Here is an 18,946-nt window from a genome sequence, read left to right as displayed (position 1 = left end):
TTCCCAAACCCCCCCAAAAACCTCCTGAAACAGGGGAGAGCCCAACCCCGGGGGGTTCTTGACGACTTCCCCCCCCAACGGACTGGTGGCCCCCCCGCATGTGGGGACCCCCAGCCGGGGGTATCAGCCGGGGGCGGATCAGCTGTGGTGGCCGCCGTAGTACCGGCCGACCTGGTCGCGGTAGCCGCTGTCGCCGCGGTGCTTGTCCTGGTCGTACTCGGGTGCGTTCTTGATCTGCTCCTTGGTCCGGTTGACGTTGACCTTCTTTTCCTTCATGTCTACGCGCACAACGGTTCCGGCGGGCAGCAGGACGTGCTTGCCGAAGATCCACGGGCCGGTGTCGACCACGATGTAGGCGGAGCCGACCTCCTCGGTGGCCTCGTCGACCTTGCCGATATGGCCGTCAGTCGCCTCGACCTTGAAGCCGACCAGGCTCACGCCGGGCGTGTAGTGCGACTCGGGGTTGTAGCTCCACATGTCGGTCACGGAGATTCCTCTTCTCTGGATAGGGTGCGGGGATCTACGTTGCACCGGGCAGTCAGGCACCCGGGAGCCGTTGCGGCCGTCATGACCGTCCGCGCCTGCCTCGTCGCGCCAGTGCTCGCCTTGGGCGAGTTGACGGAACCCGTGGCGCCGGCCGACCAGCAGGGTGACCACTACGACACGGTCGCCGTCGGCGCGCTCGGCGAGCGGGGTGGGCGCCGGGCTGCCGGCTGTTGACGTCGCCGACCACTCCGACCTCACCGGCCGGGCAGCCGGCGGGCAGGACGAACGCGACCTCGGTGCGGTCCAGGCACCGCATGCGCTCCACCATGGAACGTCAGCTCCTCACCCGGGGAAACGTCAACGCGATCATCGCGCGCCAAGGCACTGCCGACCACGCGGCACCGCACACCCGGCTACCGCTGTCACCCGCACAGCCGCCCAGAGCTCCTTCCCGCCGGTCGGCGAGCGGCCCACTGGGCCACGCCAGGTGGACCCCGGTCGTTGCCGCCACCAGCATCCGGCGCGCCTCGCGTCACGGCAGCGGGACCGCGTGGAGGCAGGTGTGGCGTCCTGGTCCCGACGCGACGCCCGCTCGTTCCCCGCCGCTCAGGCCGTCAGCCGCGTGAGCCTGCGCCAAGGGCCGCGGGCCGTCCACCGGGCCGCCTCGGGTGGCGTTGGGTACCGTGATTTTGAGGGGCCAACGATGGGCCAAGGCAGCAAGGGAGCGAGGATGGCTGACGCGATCGTGATTGGCGCCGGACCGAACGGCCTGGTGGCAGCCAACGTGCTGGCCGACGCAGGCTGGCAGGTCGAGGTCCTCGAAGCGCAGCCCCAGCCCGGCGGAGCCGTCCGCAGCAACCGCGCCCTGGACCCCGCATTCATCAACGATCTGTTCAGCTCCTTCTACCCCCTGGCCAAGGCGTCGCCCGCCATCGGGGCTCTGCAACTGGAGCAGCACGGACTGGCGTGGAGCCACGCCCCCACCGTTCTCGCGCACCCGCTCGCGGACGGCCGCTGCGCCACCCTCCACCGCGGCCCCACCGCCACGCGCGACCAGTTGGAGAGCGTCTTCGGGGCATCCGACGCGGCTGCATGGGAGCGGCTGACCGCGCTGTGGCAGACCCTGCACCCGCACCTGCTGCGCAGCCTCTTCACCCCGTTCCCGCCAATCAAGCCGACCGCCGTGATGGCAGCCAGACTCCGGCCGGCCGGAATCATACGGACTGCGCGCTTCATGACCCTGCCGGTCCGCAGGCTGGCGGAGGAAGAGTTCACCCAGCCGGGTGCCGGTCTGCTGCTGGCCGGCTGCGCCCTGCACGCCGATCTCCTCCCGGAGGCGGCTGGCAGCGCGGCGTTCGGCTGGCTGATGGCGATGCTCGGGCAGCAGGTCGGCTGGCCCGTGCCGGTCGGTGGCTCCACCAGCCTCACCCACGCCCTGGTGCGCCGGTTGGAATCACGCGGCGGCCGGGTGCGCTGCGGCCAGCGTGTCGAGGAGGTGATCGTGCGCGGCGGCAAGGCATTGGGTGTGCGTACCGCGGACGGCCAGTGCTACCGCGCCCGCCGAGCCGTGCTCGCGGACGTCGCCGCCACCGCTCTCTACGGCGGGCTCGTCGGCTGGGAGCACCTCCCGCCGAGGCTGCGCCAGGACCTGCGCCGCTTCCAGTGGGACTTCTCCACCTTCAAGGTCGACTGGGCACTGTCGGGCCCCATCCCGTGGACGGCGGCACAGGCGGCGGACGCCGGCACCGTCCACCTCGGAGCGGACCTGGACGAGCTCAGTGACTACGCCCATCAGGTGACCACCGGCCGTCTTCCCCGCCGCCCCTTCGCGCTGCTGGGGCAGATGACGACGGCCGACGGCTCCCGGTCGCCAGCCGGAACGCAGTCGGCCTGGGCCTACACCCACGTCCCGCAGAAGATCGCCGACGACCTCGGCGGCGATGCCATCACCGGAAGGTGGGACGCGCGCGAGAGCGAGGCGATGGCCGAGCGACTGGAACGCCAGGTGGAGCGGTTCGCCCCCGGCTTCCGGGAACTGGTCACCGCCAGGCGGATCCTGTCCCCGCCCGTGCTCCAAGGCCTGGACGAGAACCTCGTGGGCGGCGCGGTGAACGGCGGCACCACCGCCATCCACCAGCAGTTCGTCTTCCGGCCCACCCCGGGCACCGGCAGGCCCGAGGGCCCGATCGAGCGCCTCTACCTCGCTTCCTCCTCCGCCCACCCCGGCGGCGGCGTGCACGGCGCGTGCGGGGCCAACGCCGCACGCGCCGCACTGCGTTCCCACCGTCTGCTGGCCGGGCGGATCCTGTCACCAGGTCTCAGTGCAGCCCAGCGGTTGCTCGGCGGGAACCCGGAACGCGGGTGACGACTACGCGAGAGGGACAGCGCACATGGCACAACGTCAGCAGCTGATCGAATGCCCGCCCAGCCAGGTATGGGACATCCTGGCGGACGGAGACCGCTACGCCGAGTGGGTGGTGGGCACCAAGGAGATCCTCCACGCCGACAGTCACTGGCCCACGGTCGGCGCCGCACTGCGCTTCCGCGGGGGACTGGGACCGCTGACCTTCGAGGACACCTGCGAGGTCCGGATCTGCGAGACTCGGCGGAGGCTGGAACTGGAGGCCAAAGCCGAACCGTTCGGCACCGCCAGGATCGCCTTCACCCTCATTCCCTGGGCCGACCACACTCTCGTCATCCTCGACGAACACCCGCTGCGCGGGCTCGGAGCCCGTCTTCACGGACCACCGATCGAGCTGGCCCTGCACCTTCGCAACCGCCACCTGCTCACCAACCTGGCCCGCAACGCCACCCGCGGACAGTAGGCAGCCGGAGCGCGGGCCTGCGGATCTCGCGCATCGAGATCTGGCGAGGAGTCCGCAGACCTCGGCGACCGCGGTCACAACGGCAAGCCCGGCACGGCAACGCAAACCGACCAAGGCATGGACCCCGGCCGCCCGGCCCGGCGCGTACGTCGGCGACCCCGCAACCGCCGTCCTCGGGGAATCGGCGCCGTCGCCGGACGGACACCGGCTCCTTCTCGAAGGCCAGCAGCGTGAAGGGAGCCCCGGAAGCAGGCGTCCCCGAGGATTGCCGTGACGAATCGGGCGGCGAGGTGGTGCCAGCCGCGGGTGCTGGTGATCACGGTGTGGCCGCCGCGGAGCACGGCGATGAAGCGTACGTCGGATCCGGCACGCTGGGCCCTGGCAGCGAATGAATGGGACTTGCCGGCGCTGGCGACGCGGTCCGCACGGCGTGCAGGACGACGAGCCGTTTACCCCGCAGGTGTTCCACGGGGTTGCCGGGTTCGCACCAGGGTGCCAGCACGACCGCGCCCAGGACGTGGAGCGGCCTGCGGCGGCGAGCGGCACCCGGTTGCCCCTGGAGCTGCCGAGTTCGCCGCCACCCTGGCCAGACTCGGGGCCGCGGAGGCCGCGGTGCCCGTGCAGGCCACGAAGAACCAGGTGATGCCAACACTGGCAACGCTGCGACAAGAGGCGCCTTGCACCGCGCCCGCTCGTCTGCTCGCCCGCGCCGCCGGCTCCAACAGGAGCACAACCTTGCTGACTTCCTCACCGCGCTCGACGCCCGCACCGACACCGCGACCGCCACGGAGGGGGCCGGCACCGGCACGGTGGTCTGGTCACACAGCCGAGGCTAGGCCAACCTCCCCCGGCCGCAACGCCTGGACCGGCTCCTACTCGGTGGCACTGGGCACCTTGAGCGGGTCGCGGGTGGCGGTCTTCTTCGCCTCCTCCAGCTGGTCGCCGAGGTGCTGAAGGCGGTTGCGCCCCATGGCCTTGCGGACTTCGGGGAACCAGTCCTTCTCCTCCTCCTCGACATGGTGGCGCACGTTCTCCATGAGCACCGTCATCTTCGCGTCGAACCGCTCGTCCTCCGGGTCCAGGCCGGACAGTTCGGAGAGCATCCACACCACCACGTGGTGCTCCTCGATACTCTCCAGCACGTGGTCCTTCGTCTCAGGTGCGGCCTCACGGGCCGCCGGGTAGAAGACCTTCTCCTCGATGACCGCGTGCACCGTCAGCTCCTCGATCACCCGGTCTGCGATCCTGCGCTTCTCCGCGAAGGCCCGGTCGCCTGCCTTTTCGAAGGCCTTGAACAGCTTCTCGACGGTCTTGTGATCTTCCTTCAACAGCACGATCGCGTCCATGCACGCATCCTTCGCTGGGCGGGTGGCCAGTGGTCGCTCGGACGCGTACCCGACGGCCCGGGGTGCACGCGGACGCGCCGAACAGACCACCCGCATGCCGCAGCCCGCCGCGCGAACCGGCTCGCGTACGGCCAGACTCGCCCCCGTGAACCGCCCAGCAGCCCAGGGAGCACCCGCCGTGATGAGTGACCAGCCCGCGCCGCGGGACCCGACCGAACAGCACCCGAAGCCGCCGTTCCCGGAACAGTCCCAGCCCCACCCCGGCACCGCTGACGAGATGACGCCCCGGCCGGACCACGGCGAGACCAGCTACCGCGGCACCGGCCGCCTGACCGGCCGGGTCGCGCTCATCACCGGCGGCGACTCCGGAATCGGGCGCGCCGTCGCACTCGCCTTCGCCCGGGAAGGAGCCGACATCGCCTTCTGCCACCTGCCCGAGGAACAGGCCGACGCCGAGGAGACCACCCGCCTGGTCGTCGACGCCGGCCGACCTGCCCTCGCCGTCGCGGGCGACTTGCGCGACGAGGACTTCTGCACCGACCTGGTGACACGCTGCACCGACATGTTCGGCCGCCTCGACATCCTCGTGAACAACGCCGCCTACCAGATGTCCCAGCCCGACGGACTCACCGCGATCACCACCGGGCAGTTCGACCGCGTCATGAGAACGAACCTGTACGGCATGTTCTTCACCACCCGTGCCGCCTTGCCCCACCTGCGCCCGGGCGCCTCCGTCATCAACACCGCCTCCGTCCAGGCCTACAAGCCCAGCCCCCACCTGCTCGACTACGCCATGACCAAGGCCGCGATCGTCGCCTTCACCCAGGGCCTCGCACTCCAGCTCGCCCCCGACGGCATCCGCGTCAACGCCGTCGCCCCCGGCCCAGTGTGGACACCGCTGATCCCCGCCACCATGGACGAGGAGAAAGTCGCCCACTTCGGCGAGCAGTCCCCTCTCGGCCGCGCCGCCCAGCCCGCCGAAATGGCCCCCGCCTACGTCTTCCTCGCCTCCCAGGAGTCCTCCTACATCACCGCCGAGATCCTCAACGCCACCGGCGGTACACCCCTGCCCTGACCCCGCCCCGTGGAACGCTGTCACGGAGCGCCCGGAAGCAGGCGAGTTCGCGGAATCCTGGAGGCTACGAGCCGCAAACCCGGCCCGTACTGCCGCTCTTGACCGCAGCGCTGGCGTCGATCTGGAAGATGCAGGCGATGTCGGGGTTGGCCTTGAACATGGGGAACTCAACCGTCTCCCAGGTGTTGTCCGGTCGTACGGTGGTGCCTCGTACGACCCAGGTATTGAGGGAGTCGTAGCGGGCGAAATTCCTCTGAGGCGTAGTTCCAGATGTCGGCCGTGGCGGGGGCATTGGGATCGTAGTCAGGCATCGTGACGCCTGCGTCGGCCAGTAGAGCGTCCAGCGTCTTGCCGCCGGAAACCCGGTTCACCGAAGACGCGGGCCCTGCTGGTCCTGGCGGACCCGCGGCGGCGGCTGGGCCGCTGGCTGCGGCGTGGCCGCGCGCTGGGCCGGGGCCTGGTTCTGGCGCTGCTCGGCCGGTTCGACCCGGCGGAGCGGCGCGGCCCGGGCGGTTCGGGCGGACTGTCCACCCCGCTGGAGCAGCTGTTCGCGGTGGGCCTGGCGCTCGGCCTGGCGGCCGGCTCGGCGGCGCTCGGCGAGGGTGGGCTGACGCGGCTCCTCTGCCTGCTGTTGCTGCTCAGGTTGGGCGGCTTCGGTGGTCAGCTGGCGGCGGTCGGCGAGCACGGTGGTGACCTGCTCGGCGACGTGCTGCTGGGCCAGGGCCGCATCGTCCAGGCGCGGGAGGGTGGCGAGCCAGGTGGCGCCGGTCCGGGTAGCGACGGCGCGCAGGATCTCGGCCTGGTCTGCCTCGGGCAGGGTGCGGTAGACGTCGGCGGCGAGCTGGCGGCGGGCCTGCTGGTCGGTGTTTCCGGTGGTGGTCTCCGCGCTTGCCGGTGCGGCGGCGATGCGTCGGGCGGCGATGGCGGCTGCGGTGGCCTGCCAGTAGGCGTCGTGGCCGGTGCGGCCTTCCTCGATGTGGGGGCCGGCGGGCTGGGCGGCGTTGTCGTCGGTGACCTTGTACTGGTCGCGGTAGGCGGCGACGAGGGCGAGCTGCTGCTGCCACTGGGCGCGCTGGGTGGGGTCGGTCGGGGCTTCGCCGAGGGTCCGGCTCCACTCCGGGCGGTTCTCCACGGTGCGGTCGGCGAGCACCGAGACCCGGTTGGCGATGAGGACGGCGCTGTCGGTGAGGTACTCGTGGTGGAGCGGGTTGGCTGCGGTGGAGCGCGGCACGGCGCTGATCCAGGCCGGGAGGTCGGCTCGGCCGGAGGCGGCGCGGGTGTGGGCGAGCGCCTGCTGCTGGGCCTGCTGGAGAAGTTCGGGCAGCGCGGTGCGGCCGGTCGCCTCGGAGAGGGCGGTCTCCGCGGTGGTGCCGGTGGTCTCGATGGTCTTGAGGGTCCAGGCGAGGGTGCGCCACAGCTCGGTTTCGGCGCGGTCGTTCTGCTGCTCGGTGGTGACTGGGGCGGCGGTGGCGAGGTGGCGGCCGATGCGCCAGGCGAGGACCTGGCTGAGGCTGTCGGCGCCGGTGAGCGGGCGGCTCTCGGCGGCCTGGCGCAGCAGGGTGGCGGGTTCGTGGCCGGCGGTCTCGGCGCGGCGCAGGGCGGCGGTGAGGGCGGGCCAGGTGTTCTCGCGCAGGGCGCGGGTGGCGTTCTCGTTGCCGAGGATGTCGGCGGCGAGGGCCTGGTGGCGCAGGGCGGCGGGGGTGTTCTGGTGGTTTTCGGGGATGCCGTCGTTGGCCAGGGTGGTGCGGGCGGCCAGGGTCAGGGCGGTGACCGGGTCGCTGGTGCCGGTGGCCTGGGCGGCGGCGGTGGTGAGCAGGGCGTTGGTGTCGCGGCCGGTGCGCTCGGCGGCGGCCAGGGTGCCGGCGAGGTGCGGCCACTGCGGGTGGGCGGTGACCTTGTCGGTGGTGGTGCCGACCGCGGTGGCGGCGGCGTCGGCGTAGCGGTTGAGGGTGTCGGCGGAGACGTGCGGGTGCGCATCGGGGAGCTGGGCGGCGGCGGGCGCGACGCCCAGGGCGGCCGGTTCGACGGTCGCGGCCTCGGGGTCGAACCGGTGGGCGGGCAGGTTGGTGAGCGCCGCGACCAGGGAGGCGTAGCGGGCGGTGTCCGCAGTGCTCGGGGCATCGAGATGGGCCGGGGCCGGGCGGTCGTCGGTGATGGTGTTCAGGCGCCAGGCGAGGGCCTGGGCCGGGGAGTCGGCGGCGGTCAGGTCGCCGCGCCAAGTGGCGGCGGCGATCAGCCGCTCGGGCTGCCAGCCGCCGGCTTCGGCGGTGCGCAGCGCGCGGACGACGGCGGTCATCGCGTCGTCGCTGGTGATCTGGTCGGCGAGGGCGGAGCCGAGGAGTCGGTGGATGAGCTGGTGGTAGTAGGGGGTGGTGAGGGTCTCGGTGGCGTGCTGGTGGCGGGGTACCAGGGTGGCCAGGGAGACGGCATCCTCCTGGGCGTTGCGGATGGTGTCGGTGGCGGAGAGCTGGGCGCCCTCACGGCCCAGGACGCGCTCCAGGACCTCGCGGGCGGCGAAGCTGTCGGGGTCGTTCTTGGGCTGGTCGAGCTGCTCGTCGGTGTCGAACGGCAGCAGGTCGTGGGTGGCCGTGTAGATGGTCGTCTTGTGGCGGGCGCGGGACAGCTGGACGTACAGGTCCTCGCGGGTCATGTCCTCGGTGACCAGGGGGTGGGCGGTGTCCACGGTGCCGCCCTGGGAGCGCATGACGGTGGAGGCGTAGAGCAGCTGGACGTTGGCGGCGACGTACTCGGCGGGCAGCGTGAGGTGTCCGCGGTGGCCCATGTGTCGGACCTTAAGCGAGCCGTCCTGGTGGCGCTGGAGGATCTCCCAGGCGTCGCCGTTCTTGACGAAGTCGCGGCCCCGGTTGGTGGTGATCTTGCGGTTGTTGTCGCGGGTGACGATCCAGTCGCCGCGTCCCGCACGGTTGCCGTCGCGCAGCAGGACGCCGTCCGCCTCGACCTGGCCGGCGGCCACGCGCTCGTCGCGGGCGCGGGCGGACAGGGTGGTGACATCGGCTCCGGAAGCGGCGCTGATCAGCGTGGTCCTGCCCGCGAGCATGTCGGCCTTCCAGCCGTCGTACGCGGCCTCGATCATGGCGGTGCGCGAGCCGCTGACGACCCGCTGGTTGGTGAAGTAGAAGTCCAGGCCGCTGCCGTCGCCCACGCGGATCTTGAGGGTGGCGTCGGCTTCGGCCTTGTCGCTGAACCGGTGGAGTTCGGTGAGTTCGACGGCGCCCGCTACGGCGGCGATCAGGCGCAGCGCGCCGCCGGCTTCGACGGAGCTGAGCTGGCGGTAGTCACCGAGCAGGCGCACGGTCGCGCCGCGCTGGGCGGCGATCCGGGTGAGGTTGTCCAGGTTGAGGGTGCCCGCCATCCCGGCCTCGTCCACCAGGACTACGTCGCCCGGGTTCAGGGCGAAGCCGGCCCGGCTGGAGGGGATGTTCTCGCCTCGCTGGAGCTGACCGGCGTAGGTGCCGCCGGTGTACTCCCAGAGGAACTTGTGGAGGTTCTCGGCGGGCTGCTTGAGGTCCTTGGCGAGGACGGCGGCGGCTGCGGCGGAGGTGGCGAGCGGGACGACACGCTGTCCGGCCTGGTTGGCGACGTGGACGTACGCCTGCATGGCAGTGGTCTTGCCGGAGCCTCCCGGGCCGAGGCCGACCGCGAGCAGCCTTTTGTCGGTAACGAAGCTGGTGACGAGGGCGCGCTGGCCGTCGTCCAGGGTTCGGTGGCGGGCCTCGAAGCCGTCGATCGCCGCGCCGACGAAGGCGGGGTTCGGGCCGCTGGTGAAGGGGGTGAGGGCGGCGTCGACCAGGCGGCGTTCGGCGTCCAGGATGGTGCTGCTGGTGTACCGGGCGGAGGCGTGCTGGACGAAGACGGAGTCGCCGTTGGAGCGGCGCAGTTCCTCGGGTTCGGTGAGCAGGGCGGGGACGTCCACGCGGATGCTGTGGACCGGGGAGGTCGCCTCGGTGACGATCGCCTCGACCAGCTGCTGGTGCTCGTCGGTGCTGTTGGTGGGGTGCTCGGAGCGGGCTAGGCGCTCGGCGTGGGCGCGCAGGTTCCAGACCGTCCACACCGCGCGTTCCTCGGCGACGGCGAGCAGCACGGTGCCGGCCAGGGTCGGGATGTCGGCCGCTTCGCGCACCTGCTCCTCGGCCTGGGCGGAGGCGGTCTCGGGCGCGGGGACGGCGGCCATCACGCGGTGGATGACGTCCTGGCCGTGGGCCTGGGCGACGGTGCGGGTCCAGTCGGCGCGCATCTCCTCCAGGGAGCGGGCGGCCTTCTTGCCCTCGCGGGTGTCGAGGTTGGCCTGGCGGGCGAGCTGGTGGGTCATGCCGCGGGAGGGGTCGTGGCCGTGGTCGCGGCGGTACTCGCGAAGGAGTTGCTCGTAGCGGGCTTCGATCTCGGTCCGGCGGCTGGAGAAGTGGGTGATCGCCTCGACGGGTACGCCGACGATCTCGCGCACCGGCTGCCGCTTGGTGGCGGAGTCCTCGCGGGCTTCGAACTGCACGCCGAGCCGGGCGGTCAGCTCGGTCTCGAAGCGGGAGTTGTAGAACTCGGAGGCGGCGACCGTCATCGCCAGCAGGCCGCGGGCGTCCAGCGAGCGCCACTTGCCGTCGACGCCCTGGATCTTGTTGGCGATGGCAACGTGGGTGTGGAGGTTGGGGTCGCCGGCCCGGGAGTCGAAGTGGTCGAAGGCGACGGCGACCAAGCCCTTGGTCTCGATCTGGGCCTGGCCGGTGCTGCCGGTGCGGGTGAAGGCGGCGTGCTCTTCCAGCAGCTCCAACGCGGCGTCGCGGGCGGCCTCGTGGGCGTCGCGGACGGCGGCGCGGACCTCCTCGCGCTCGTCCAGCGCCCACAGCACCGCAGCGGACTTCACCGGGGCAAAGACCAGGTCGAAGCCGGCGACGGCGGCGCGCTGGCGGCGGGACTCCTCGTGCTGGATCTTCTTGATCTCGGCGCGGGTGGGCTCGCGGCGGGCCTGCTTCTCGATGACGGCCAGGCGCTTCTCGACGCGCTCGGCGAACGGGTCGAGCGGCTTGTACTCCGGATACTTGCGTCCGAGGGTGGCGGCCTTGATCGCAGCGGCGCGCACGGCGGTCAACTGCTCGGCGTCCATGTCAGCGCGCACGTTGGCGGCCAGGTGCTCAGCAATGATGCGCTCGGCGTCCGGGTGCTGGCCCAGGCCGAAAAGGGCCTGCATCTGCGCCTCGGTGACGGTGGCGCCGTCGAGCCCGAGCAGGGGCGCACCGCGTCCGAGCCAGATGCCCGGCGGGTTGCCCTTCTGCGTGTAGTACTCGGCTGCCGACTGTCCCCGCTGACGCTGTACGTCGCCGCCCGCGACCTGGCGCGTCAGGTAGGTGTAGCCGTTGCCGGCGGTGAGCTTGTGGATGGTCATCAACGCAACCACCTCCCGCTTTTCCGGTTACGAATGAGGGTGGGTGCGACGGCTATTCGAGCCGCCGATTCACCTGCCTCATCAAATGCCATGCGAGTACTTTAGCCCCGCGCAGCGGACCATGCTCAGAATATCTGCAAGAGGTGTCTGGATGGCTTGGTGATGCTGGCATATGGGCAGCTCAGGCGGCCTTCTTGAGTGGAAGTGTGATGTGCGTCGCGGTTTTTCTATCGACTCTTCTCGACATTTATCGACGCTTATCAAGGGGGATTCAAAGGGGTTTGCGGACTAGGCTTTTTCGGCTAAATTCGATGCATGAGTGGAAGAATTTCGGCGACGCGGGCCAGTGCGGTCAGGGCGGCGCAGCAGGCGAAGGCAGCGCGGGATGCGGAGCGCCTCCGGCGCGAGCGGCAGGTGGAGTCGGCGTTGATCGACTTCTACGAGCAGACGAGGAGGGCAGAGCAGCTGCGGGTGGCCGCGCGGTCTCGGGCGGAGAAGATCCTGGCGGACGCGGAAGCGGCGGCGCGGGAGCCGGAGCGCCTGGCGCGGGAGGCGGTGGCGGCGCTCGCCGATCTGGGCGAGCCGCGCGATCAGATCGCGGAGCTGACCGGGCTGTCGCTGGCGGACGTACGGGCGATCCTGGCGGAGGTCGCCGGGGCCGGGAAGCTGCGCGGCGACGGCCGCGGTGCCGAAGCGGTCGCGGCCGTGGAGTCCGGTCCGGGACGCGCGGCGGCCTGCTCCGCCGGCTCTGGGAGCGGTGAGCCGGTGCAGGGGTGACGGGTAGGTGCCGGTGCCGTTCGTCACGGCTTCGGCTGCGAGCAGCGTGAGACGATGCGGTGGTATTCGAACTACTGCTTGGGACGTGCCGCGGATGAGTCAGAACCCTGATCAGTGGGTCCAGTGGATCGGGCTGACTCTCGGCACTGTGATCGCCTTCGGCTCGCTGGTCCGGTCCGCCGTGAACGGCTTGATGGCGCGGCACGACGCTTCCCCGGTCCGCGGCCTCCTCGCGGGTTTGGCCGTCGCCGCGTGCCCGGCGCTGGTGTTGAAGGTGTTCCCGGCCATCTGGGACTCGGCAGCCGGCTCGCCGCAGGCTGAGCCGGTGCCGACGGACAGCGGCTTCGAGGTGCCGTGGGGCGTCGTCGGTTTGGTCGCGGTCGCGGTCGCGGCGGTGGCCGGGGCGGCCGTGGCCACCCTGGCGGTGAGGAAGCGCCGGGCGACCGGCCGGGCCGCGCGGCTGCGGCGTCAGCGCATCGAGGATCGGCACGATCTTGTGTTAGAGGAGTACGGCGCGTACTGCTCCGACATCCTGGCGGTGCTGGAACGTCCGCTGCTGACGGATGTCTCCGTGCGGGAGACCGCCGATCTGGTGCACGCACTCGCTGCGGCGGCCGACGCCCGCGCCGCCGGTTCGGACGCTGCCGCGGAGTACGGGCGAGCGGTGACGGCATTGGAGATCGCCTGGCAGGTCGCTGATCGCCACGCTCGCAAGGTCGGCACGGGCCGGCTGCCGGAGCGGGAGCGCGCGGCGGTCGCGCAGGCTCAGCGCCTCCTGCGTACCGCGCTGGGCGAGGGGGCGTCCGACGCTGAGCGTCAGACCGCCTACCGCCGCGCTGTGGGGCTCCTGGAGGGGATCGTGGTCATCCCCCGGGAGGCGACTGCGGCGATCGAGGGAGGGGCCCGGCACCACATGCTCCTCAAGTCCTACCCGGAGCCCGCCGGTGCGGGTAGCAACAGCAGCGACGCTGTGCCGCGCTAGCCGAGGGTGGTCCCCGTGCGCTGGTGGGGACGGGGAGAGAGGCGAAGGCGCTGCCGACCGTGAGCTGGTCGGCAGCGCCTTCGTGGTGTTCGGCGGTCGCTACCCGGCGGCCGGGGGGTTCCAGAATGCGTCGAAGACCTTCGGGTCGTAGCGCTTGCCGTCCTCGGTGTCGATCGGGTGCGGCACGGGCTGGCCGGCTTCCTGGGCGCGGGCGATGCGCTTGCTGATCGCGCTGATGCTGACGCCGTAGTACCTGGACAGCTCGGTCGCGGAGCGGGGTGGTCCAGCGAGCCAGGCGCGGTGCTCGACGCTGCCTTCCTCGTCGTAGCCGAACTCGCGCAGCACGGCGCGCTGCTCGGCGGTCGGCTTCCCCGTGGCGGGCAGGTAGCCGAGCTCGACCAGGACGGCGGTCGGCTCGGCACCGAGCGGGCCGGAGGCCGGCAGGTAGCCGAGCTGCCACAGCAGCGGCAGCAGGGCGTCGGCGGACCACACCCGGAGTCGGCCGACCTTGGTGCTGAGCGCGGCGATCTCAGGCCTGCGCACCAGGGTCTTCACGGCCTCCTTCCCCTTGCCGGTCAGGCGCTCGATCATGGCGGTGGTGACCTTGTCGAGCACCGGCTGGGTGGTGGGCTCGGCAGTGGGAGCGGGGGGCTGGACCGTTCCGCGGGGGCCGGTGCGGATGGACCGTCGGCCGAGCCAGGATTTGACCTCGCCCCAGCTGTAGGTGCCGAGCGGATCGGCGGTGGGGAACGGGTCTGCGCTGTTGCGGTAGGTGGAGGGCATGCGGCTGACGGTCTCGCGCAGTCGGCCGGTCCGGCTGGCGACCTCGGTGAGGGTGACGCGGTCGGCGTCGTCCCCCGGCAGCTCGGCCACGTCGATGCGGGCGGCCTGGTTGTCGCGCATCCACGCGGCGACGGCTTCACGCGGGTACCGCTCCTCGCGGTGGTCGCCGGATTCCTCGGAGCCGGGCCACTCCGGGTCCTTGGCGAGGCGGCGGACGGTGGACTCGGACAGCCCGGTCGCGTTGCTGATGTCAGCGACGCTGAGACTGTCCGCGGTGGCGGCGTCCAGCCGTTCCGCGAGCGTCGGGGCGGGGGGCACGGAAGTCTCCTTGGGGTGGTTGTTCAAGGGGGAGGACCCTCCCCGAGTTCGACATGGACTAATCTACCGGCGCGGAGTAGCGGTCTTTCGGGATCGGTCTTCGTGGGAGGGGGCCAGCGGCTTGCCCAAGCCGGTCCATCGAGGCCGGTACGGCTTCGGCCGTGCTGCTGGCCCCCGTCATGCATTCCGCTCACGCCGCGAGCGCGACCGGGGGCGTGAGATCGGCCTGGTGGTGCAGCCGTTCCCACCACGCCGCGAACGCGGAACGTTCCTTGTCGGCGACGCCGGCCGGTGCCAGGGCCAGGGTCATCTCGATCGCGGGGAACCCGTCGGTGCGGGGGATGATCTCGGCCCTGCTGATCCCGTACTGGTCGGTGACGGCTCTGCCGGTGGCAATGGCCGCCAGCGCGGCGGTGGCATCGGTCCGGCTGCCGCTGAACACCGTGCGCACGCTTCGCCAAGCGGCGCCCTTGGCGGTGGGGTCGTGCCGCCGGGGGTGGATGATGCGCCGGACCTCGTAGACGCTCCAGCGCTGCCGCCGAAGGTGTTCTTCGAACTCGGCGAGGACGTCGGCCAGACCGTGAGTGCGGGCGAGGTCCTGGGCTGCGGTGTCGCCGTAGAGCTTCGAGCGTGGGTTGAGGGCCATCGCGGTGTACTCCAGCGCGAGGGCCTGGGCGCCGATGTCCGGCTCCGCCCGCCAGCGCTCGACCAGCTCGGCCCTCCCACGCCGCCCGGCGGAGAACGGGCAGTACCCGCAGGCGCTCCTCGTCCACGGCTCGCCGAAGCGGTCGATCAGGTACTGCTCGCACCGGTGGCGGTCCCACCCCCAGTCGTTGATCAGCGGGTACTCGGGGAGGCGGCCGAGGGCGGTGAAGCCTTCGTCCCTCTCGGCTCGGCGGAGTTCCTCGCTGGCGAAGCCGAGCACGTGCCGGAACGGGGTGCCCCGGAACTCGTCGCCCAGCCAACCGTCGAGCACGTCTCCCTTCGCGTGCAAGCTGCACAGCCGGCGTTTGGCGGCGATCTGCGGGACGGTGCCGCTGGCGCGGAGTTCGTCGGACAGCCGCCACGGTCCGCGGGTGATCAGGCGGCGCGGGCTGCGGGAGTCGTCCAACACGGTGTAGCCGCCCCGCTGACTGGTCCTGCTGAGCTGGACGAACCGCACGCCACTGCTGCGCATCATCGGCAGAAGGTGTTGCTCGACCAAGCGTCGGGTGACGTCGGGCTCGTCCCCCGTCATCGCGGTCAGCACGGTCAACCGGTCGAGCGGGAAGTCCCGGCTGGCCGGCTCGGTGAGCCATCGAGCGGCAACGGCGGCACTGTCGACCCCATGCCGAAACTGAGTACGACCGGGAGGGCCGCCGAGTCGGTACGGGTCATGCGGCGCACACCTCCATACGGTGCGGAAACGTACGGAGCGCGGCTCCGCACGGGCGCAGGGCCCGTACGGGGCCGGGGTCCTCACGCTCGGCGGCTTCGATGATCTGGGCCATCGACAGGTCGCGGCGGAACGGTACGCGGATCTCGTCTTCGACCAGGGCGTAGTCCAGTGCGGTGTCGGGTGCCATCCGTGCGGCGGTGATGAGGGAGCGCCGTCCGGCGAACGGGCACAGTCGGCAGCTCAGGCGGTCGAGGTTCTGGTAGGCGGGGTGGGGCGGGATGCCGCTGGCCCGTACGGTCTTCCACACGGCGTCGGTGCTGAGCTGGTGGATGGGCAGCCAGGTGGTGACCTGGCGGCGGCCGGAGCTGGCCGCGCGGTCCAGGGCGAGGGTGGGGCGGCGGGAACGGACTGTGCTCTCGTCGGCTCGCAGTCCGAGCGCGGTGACGATGCGGGCGGGCCGGCCGGTGACGCCGAGCCGGTTGGTCAGCTCGGTGTAGAACTTCCGGGCTACGTCGCGCTTGAGGTAACTGCGGCAGAAGGGAGTGGAGAGCCCGGGCCAGCGGCCCCGTTCCCGGACCAGGTCGAGCAGCCCGCCGCGCTCGCGGCGGCGGACCTCGAAGGGCAGCCCGTACGCGGCGGCCTGCTGTGCGGCGAGGGCCAGCACGCCGTCCCACTCCGCGTCACCGAGGTCGAGGTGGAGGACGACGGTACGTTCCAGCATCTCCTCGGTGGCGGTGGCCGCCCACAGGTGGAGCATCGCGGCGGAGTCCTTGCCCGCGCTGTTGTTCAGTACGTAGGCGTCGGCGTCACGCAGCTGTGGCGGTATGTGGAGGGTGGTGCTCATGCGCGGGTTCCTCGTACGGATTCGGTGCGGGTCGGGAGGTCGGCGGGAGGGGCCGGTCGTCGGCGTCCCGGGCTGTACGAATCGGAGCGCGGGGCCGCGGGTCTCCCGTGTGGACGGGGGGCTCCTGCCCGGGGCTTGACTCCGTACGGCCATGGAGTGTGCGGGCGTCGGCCACCCGCTTCTCGCACCACGACCGGCTGTAGCCGGTGCTGGTGGTCAGCTCGTCGTAGTCGGGGCGCCAGTCGGGGTCGGCGCGCATCTCGGCGAGCAGGTCGGTGATGACGCGCAGCTTGCTCGGCCGCTCCGTCGGCGGCACGGTGGCCGGCTGCTCGTCGATCTCATCGGCTTCGACGTCGTCGGGCACTTCGGCAGGGTCTTCGGCGCGGGTGTGGTCGTCCGGCTCGGCCGGGGGTGGGCCGGGCGGCGGAGGGCAGGCGGCGACGTCCTGGTGCTCATGGGTGTCTGCGTCGGCGGACCGTGGCGGTGCGAGGTCGGTCGGCGGGCCGGAGGGGCGGGATTCGATGATTCCGGCGGCGGCGAGGAACGCCAGGCTGGGCCAGGCGGCCATCACGTATCCCCACGGGGTGGGCCGGGCGACGGCGAGGTTGGCGGCGAGGCTCATCGCCACGCCGAGCACCAGGACTCCGCGGGGCCACCGGGCCGGTTGTCGGGCGCGCTTGCGGCGGCGGATCTCGGCGACGGCGCCGAGCGCCATCAGCTCGACGGACACGGCGATGGCGTAGGCCACCCATCCGGTCTGGCCGGCCTCGGTGGCGGTCTGCACGACGTGGGTGAAGGAGACGGCGAACGCGCAGACGCCGAGGATGCCGACGGTGAGGTCCGCAGTGAGAGCGTCCCTGTCGGTGGTGGTCGGGGTCACGATCTTGTTCTCTCGGTTTTCGTGGGCGGGTGCGGCCCGGTTGCCCTCCGGGCCGCACCCGTTGATCGGATGGAGCGCACCGTTAGTGCGCGGTTCTGACGTGCTGGCGGCGCGCGTCGTCCACGAAGCCCTTGCCTGCGTGCTTGACCGACCATTCGCCGCAGCTGCATTCGGCCTGGGAGTAGGCGCGTCCGGAGCACCCCGGGGTCAGGGGCTTGCCGGAGGTGGTGTGCCTGTGCTCGGGCGGACACTCGGTGTCGTCGGCGTGGTGGTCGGTGCGCGGTGCACGGAACCGGACTGCGGGGGTGCTCTCCTTCGCCGGCCGGGCGGGGAACGGGACGGTCACTCGTCCGAGGTCCTCACGGCTGGAGGCTTCCTGGTGGGCGTCCCACTCGGCTTCGGTGTGGGCGTCGCCGACGCACAGCGGCTCGGTGTGGTCGTACCAGGTCTTCCGGTCGATGGTGACGATGCGTTCGGCTTCGGCCTGGGCTGCGGCGGGGGTGGGGGCGAGGACCGGCACCACGTGGACGGTGATGACGTCGATGGGGACGATGAACTTGGGCATGGTGGTGTCTCCGGTTGGTGATCGGGGGCGGGTTCTGGCCGGGCCTCGGCGCGGTCCGGGGGCCGCGCCGGGACGGGTCAGGTCGCGGGGGTGCCGGCCAGGTGCTCCCAGCTGTTGCCGTTCCAGAACTGGGTCGTGGCACCGGCCGTGAGCGGCAGCCCGAGGGCGGCGTGCGCGCGGCGGCGGTCGTCCGCGGTGGCGGGCATCGGGATGGTGCCGCTGATGGTGACGGTGCGGTTTGGAGCGACTTCCCGCAGCAGGGTGCGGCCCTGGCGCGCCTGTGCGCGCAGCGAGCGGCCGACGTTGAACTCCTCGATCAGGAGGTCCAGCAGCAGGGAGAGGCTGACGGGCCGGCCGTCGAGTCGGCAGGCGTCGGCGAAGTGGGCGAACTCGGCCACGTCGACGTCGCCGTGAGGCACGAACTCCGTGGCGTCCCCGTCTCCGTAGTTCTGGGCGCTGCCGATCTTGCGGCCTCTGCGGCTGAGGGTGGCCAGGAACGGGGTCGCCCGGAGCAGCGCCAGCTCCTGGCAGCTGGTGACCTCGTAGCGAGGCTGGTCCGGCGTCTGGAGCCCGGTGTGGGGCAGGGTGGGCACGCACTTCTCCTGTGGTGGTTGAGGGGTGTGGGTGTGCAGCGGGAGGTGCCGCGCGGGGTTGGGCCGTGGTGCGGGGTCGATCCCCGCAGCTCGGCGCTCCCGGCCGGGGGCCGCCCGGGTGCGGGCGGCAGGGGCCGGCGGGCGGTGCGGCGGGTGGGTGCTGCGGTGGGTGGGCTGCGGGAGGGGTTGGGCCGTGGTGCGGGGTCGATCCCCGCAGCTCGGCGCTCCCGGCCGGGGGCCGCCCAGCTTCGCGCTGGGCGGCCGGTGGGTCGGTCAGCCGGGCTGGTCCGCCTCGGCGACGGTGTCCGTCAGCTCACGGGCGACGGCTTCGACGCTGATGGTCACCCGGTGGAGCTGGTCGCGGGCCTCGGCCGCGCGGTCGGCGCAGAGCGTGTAATAGCCCTCCTCGTCGCCGGGGTCGACGGGGAAGTCCTCACGGTTGGGATCGTAGGACGGCAGGGCCGTGCGGAACTTCTCCTCCCATTCCTCTTCGAAGGTGGTGACCTCGGCCACGAGGGTGCGCAGGCGTTCAACGATGGTGGTCAAGGGGCTTCCCAGTTCTCGCGGTGGGCTGGTGGTGGCGGCCTGTGCCGGGCCGGCCCAGCCCCCGAGGACTGGCGGGCGGGCGGTCCCCAGGGTGCGGGTCAGCCCCCTTGTCCAACTCCCCAGCCTTCTCGCTCCTCGGAGCCTTTTTTGTCT

Annotated in this window: 16 protein-coding genes; 6 read left to right on the top strand and 10 right to left on the bottom strand. The window is 71.8% G+C overall.

Annotated features, from left to right (window positions below; all coding sequences use genetic code 11):
- Window positions 1-138 precede the first annotated feature (138 nt).
- Complete coding sequence (locus ACFVX9_RS04095; protein WP_380375132.1) at window positions 139-477, bottom strand: PRC-barrel domain-containing protein; 339 nt, start codon at window positions 475-477, stop codon at window positions 139-141.
- Between the two features lie 90 nt (window positions 478-567).
- On the opposite strand from ACFVX9_RS04095, the gene ACFVX9_RS04090 reads away from it, so the two are divergent.
- The 3 genes from ACFVX9_RS04090 to ACFVX9_RS04080 all read left to right on the top strand — a co-directional run bounded on the left by ACFVX9_RS04090 (window position 568) and on the right by ACFVX9_RS04080 (window position 3,311).
- Window positions 568-720 (top strand): hypothetical protein, encoded by a 153-nt coding sequence (locus tag ACFVX9_RS04090; protein WP_387980305.1) that lies wholly within the window; start codon window positions 568-570, stop codon window positions 718-720.
- 496 nt (window positions 721-1,216) lie between these two features.
- Window positions 1,217-2,851 (top strand): phytoene desaturase family protein, encoded by a 1,635-nt coding sequence (locus tag ACFVX9_RS04085; protein WP_387980303.1) that lies wholly within the window; start codon window positions 1,217-1,219, stop codon window positions 2,849-2,851.
- Between the two features lie 25 nt (window positions 2,852-2,876).
- The gene (locus ACFVX9_RS04080) at window positions 2,877-3,311 is read left to right on the top strand and encodes an SRPBCC family protein (protein WP_380375089.1); all 435 of its coding nucleotides are present in this window, start codon (window positions 2,877-2,879) and stop codon (window positions 3,309-3,311) included.
- Window positions 3,312-4,183: 872 nt separating this feature from the next.
- Here the strand turns inward: ACFVX9_RS04080 and ACFVX9_RS04075 are convergent.
- Window positions 4,184-4,657, bottom strand: a complete 474-nt coding sequence (locus ACFVX9_RS04075) for a hemerythrin domain-containing protein (RefSeq protein ID WP_371520471.1) — start codon at window positions 4,655-4,657, stop codon at window positions 4,184-4,186.
- Window positions 4,658-4,838: 181 nt separating this feature from the next.
- Here ACFVX9_RS04075 and ACFVX9_RS04070 point away from each other — a divergent pair, with 181 nt between their 5' ends.
- The gene (locus ACFVX9_RS04070; protein WP_387980301.1) at window positions 4,839-5,732 is read left to right on the top strand and encodes an SDR family oxidoreductase; all 894 of its coding nucleotides are present in this window, start codon (window positions 4,839-4,841) and stop codon (window positions 5,730-5,732) included.
- Window positions 5,733-6,099: 367 nt separating this feature from the next.
- On the opposite strand, the gene mobF is transcribed toward ACFVX9_RS04070, so the two are convergent.
- Window positions 6,100-11,127: a MobF family relaxase gene (mobF, locus tag ACFVX9_RS04065; RefSeq protein WP_387980299.1), complete on the bottom strand. Its 5,028-nt coding sequence runs from the start codon at window positions 11,125-11,127 to the stop codon at window positions 6,100-6,102.
- A 315-nt stretch (window positions 11,128-11,442) separates the two neighbouring features.
- Between mobF and ACFVX9_RS04060 the strand changes: the two genes are divergently transcribed.
- Both ACFVX9_RS04060 and ACFVX9_RS04055 read left to right on the top strand, forming a co-directional pair.
- The gene (locus ACFVX9_RS04060) at window positions 11,443-11,904 is read left to right on the top strand and encodes a hypothetical protein (RefSeq protein ID WP_387980297.1); all 462 of its coding nucleotides are present in this window, start codon (window positions 11,443-11,445) and stop codon (window positions 11,902-11,904) included.
- Window positions 11,905-11,998: 94 nt separating this feature from the next.
- Entirely contained in the window at window positions 11,999-12,886 is an 888-nt protein-coding gene (locus ACFVX9_RS04055) for a hypothetical protein (RefSeq protein WP_387980295.1), read from the top strand.
- 99 nt (window positions 12,887-12,985) lie between these two features.
- Here the strand turns inward: ACFVX9_RS04055 and ACFVX9_RS04050 are convergent, their stop codons facing one another.
- The 7 genes from ACFVX9_RS04050 to ACFVX9_RS04020 form a co-directional block, all read right to left on the bottom strand.
- Entirely contained in the window at window positions 12,986-13,987 is a 1,002-nt protein-coding gene (locus ACFVX9_RS04050; protein WP_387980293.1) for a hypothetical protein, read from the bottom strand.
- Window positions 13,988-14,177: 190 nt separating this feature from the next.
- Window positions 14,178-15,167 carry a hypothetical protein gene (locus tag ACFVX9_RS04045; protein WP_387980291.1) on the bottom strand — a complete coding sequence of 330 codons (990 nt, stop codon included), beginning with the start codon at window positions 15,165-15,167 and terminating at the stop codon, window positions 14,178-14,180.
- A gap of 193 nt (window positions 15,168-15,360) precedes the next feature.
- A complete protein-coding gene (locus ACFVX9_RS04040) occupies window positions 15,361-16,209 on the bottom strand; it encodes a phosphoadenosine phosphosulfate reductase family protein (RefSeq protein ID WP_387980289.1) in 849 nt (282 codons plus the stop codon).
- Window positions 16,172-17,089: a DUF2637 domain-containing protein gene (locus ACFVX9_RS04035; protein ID WP_387980287.1), complete on the bottom strand. Its 918-nt coding sequence runs from the start codon at window positions 17,087-17,089 to the stop codon at window positions 16,172-16,174. The genes ACFVX9_RS04040 and ACFVX9_RS04035 overlap by 38 nt, the downstream gene beginning before the upstream one ends.
- 82 nt (window positions 17,090-17,171) lie before the next feature.
- Window positions 17,172-17,654, bottom strand: coding sequence for a hypothetical protein (locus tag ACFVX9_RS04030; RefSeq protein WP_387980285.1), 483 nt, complete (start codon window positions 17,652-17,654; stop codon window positions 17,172-17,174).
- A gap of 77 nt (window positions 17,655-17,731) precedes the next feature.
- The gene (locus tag ACFVX9_RS04025) at window positions 17,732-18,247 is read right to left on the bottom strand and encodes a hypothetical protein (RefSeq protein ID WP_380375073.1); all 516 of its coding nucleotides are present in this window, start codon (window positions 18,245-18,247) and stop codon (window positions 17,732-17,734) included.
- A 273-nt stretch (window positions 18,248-18,520) separates the two neighbouring features.
- Window positions 18,521-18,793, bottom strand: a complete 273-nt coding sequence (locus ACFVX9_RS04020) for a hypothetical protein (protein ID WP_380375072.1) — start codon at window positions 18,791-18,793, stop codon at window positions 18,521-18,523.
- Between the last annotated feature and the right edge of the window lie 153 nt (window positions 18,794-18,946).

The organism is Kitasatospora sp. NPDC058243, assembly GCF_042882025.1.
Classification (GTDB): Bacteria; Actinomycetota; Actinomycetes; order Streptomycetales; family Streptomycetaceae; genus Kitasatospora.
This window is presented reverse-complemented; position numbering and strand designations above follow the sequence as displayed.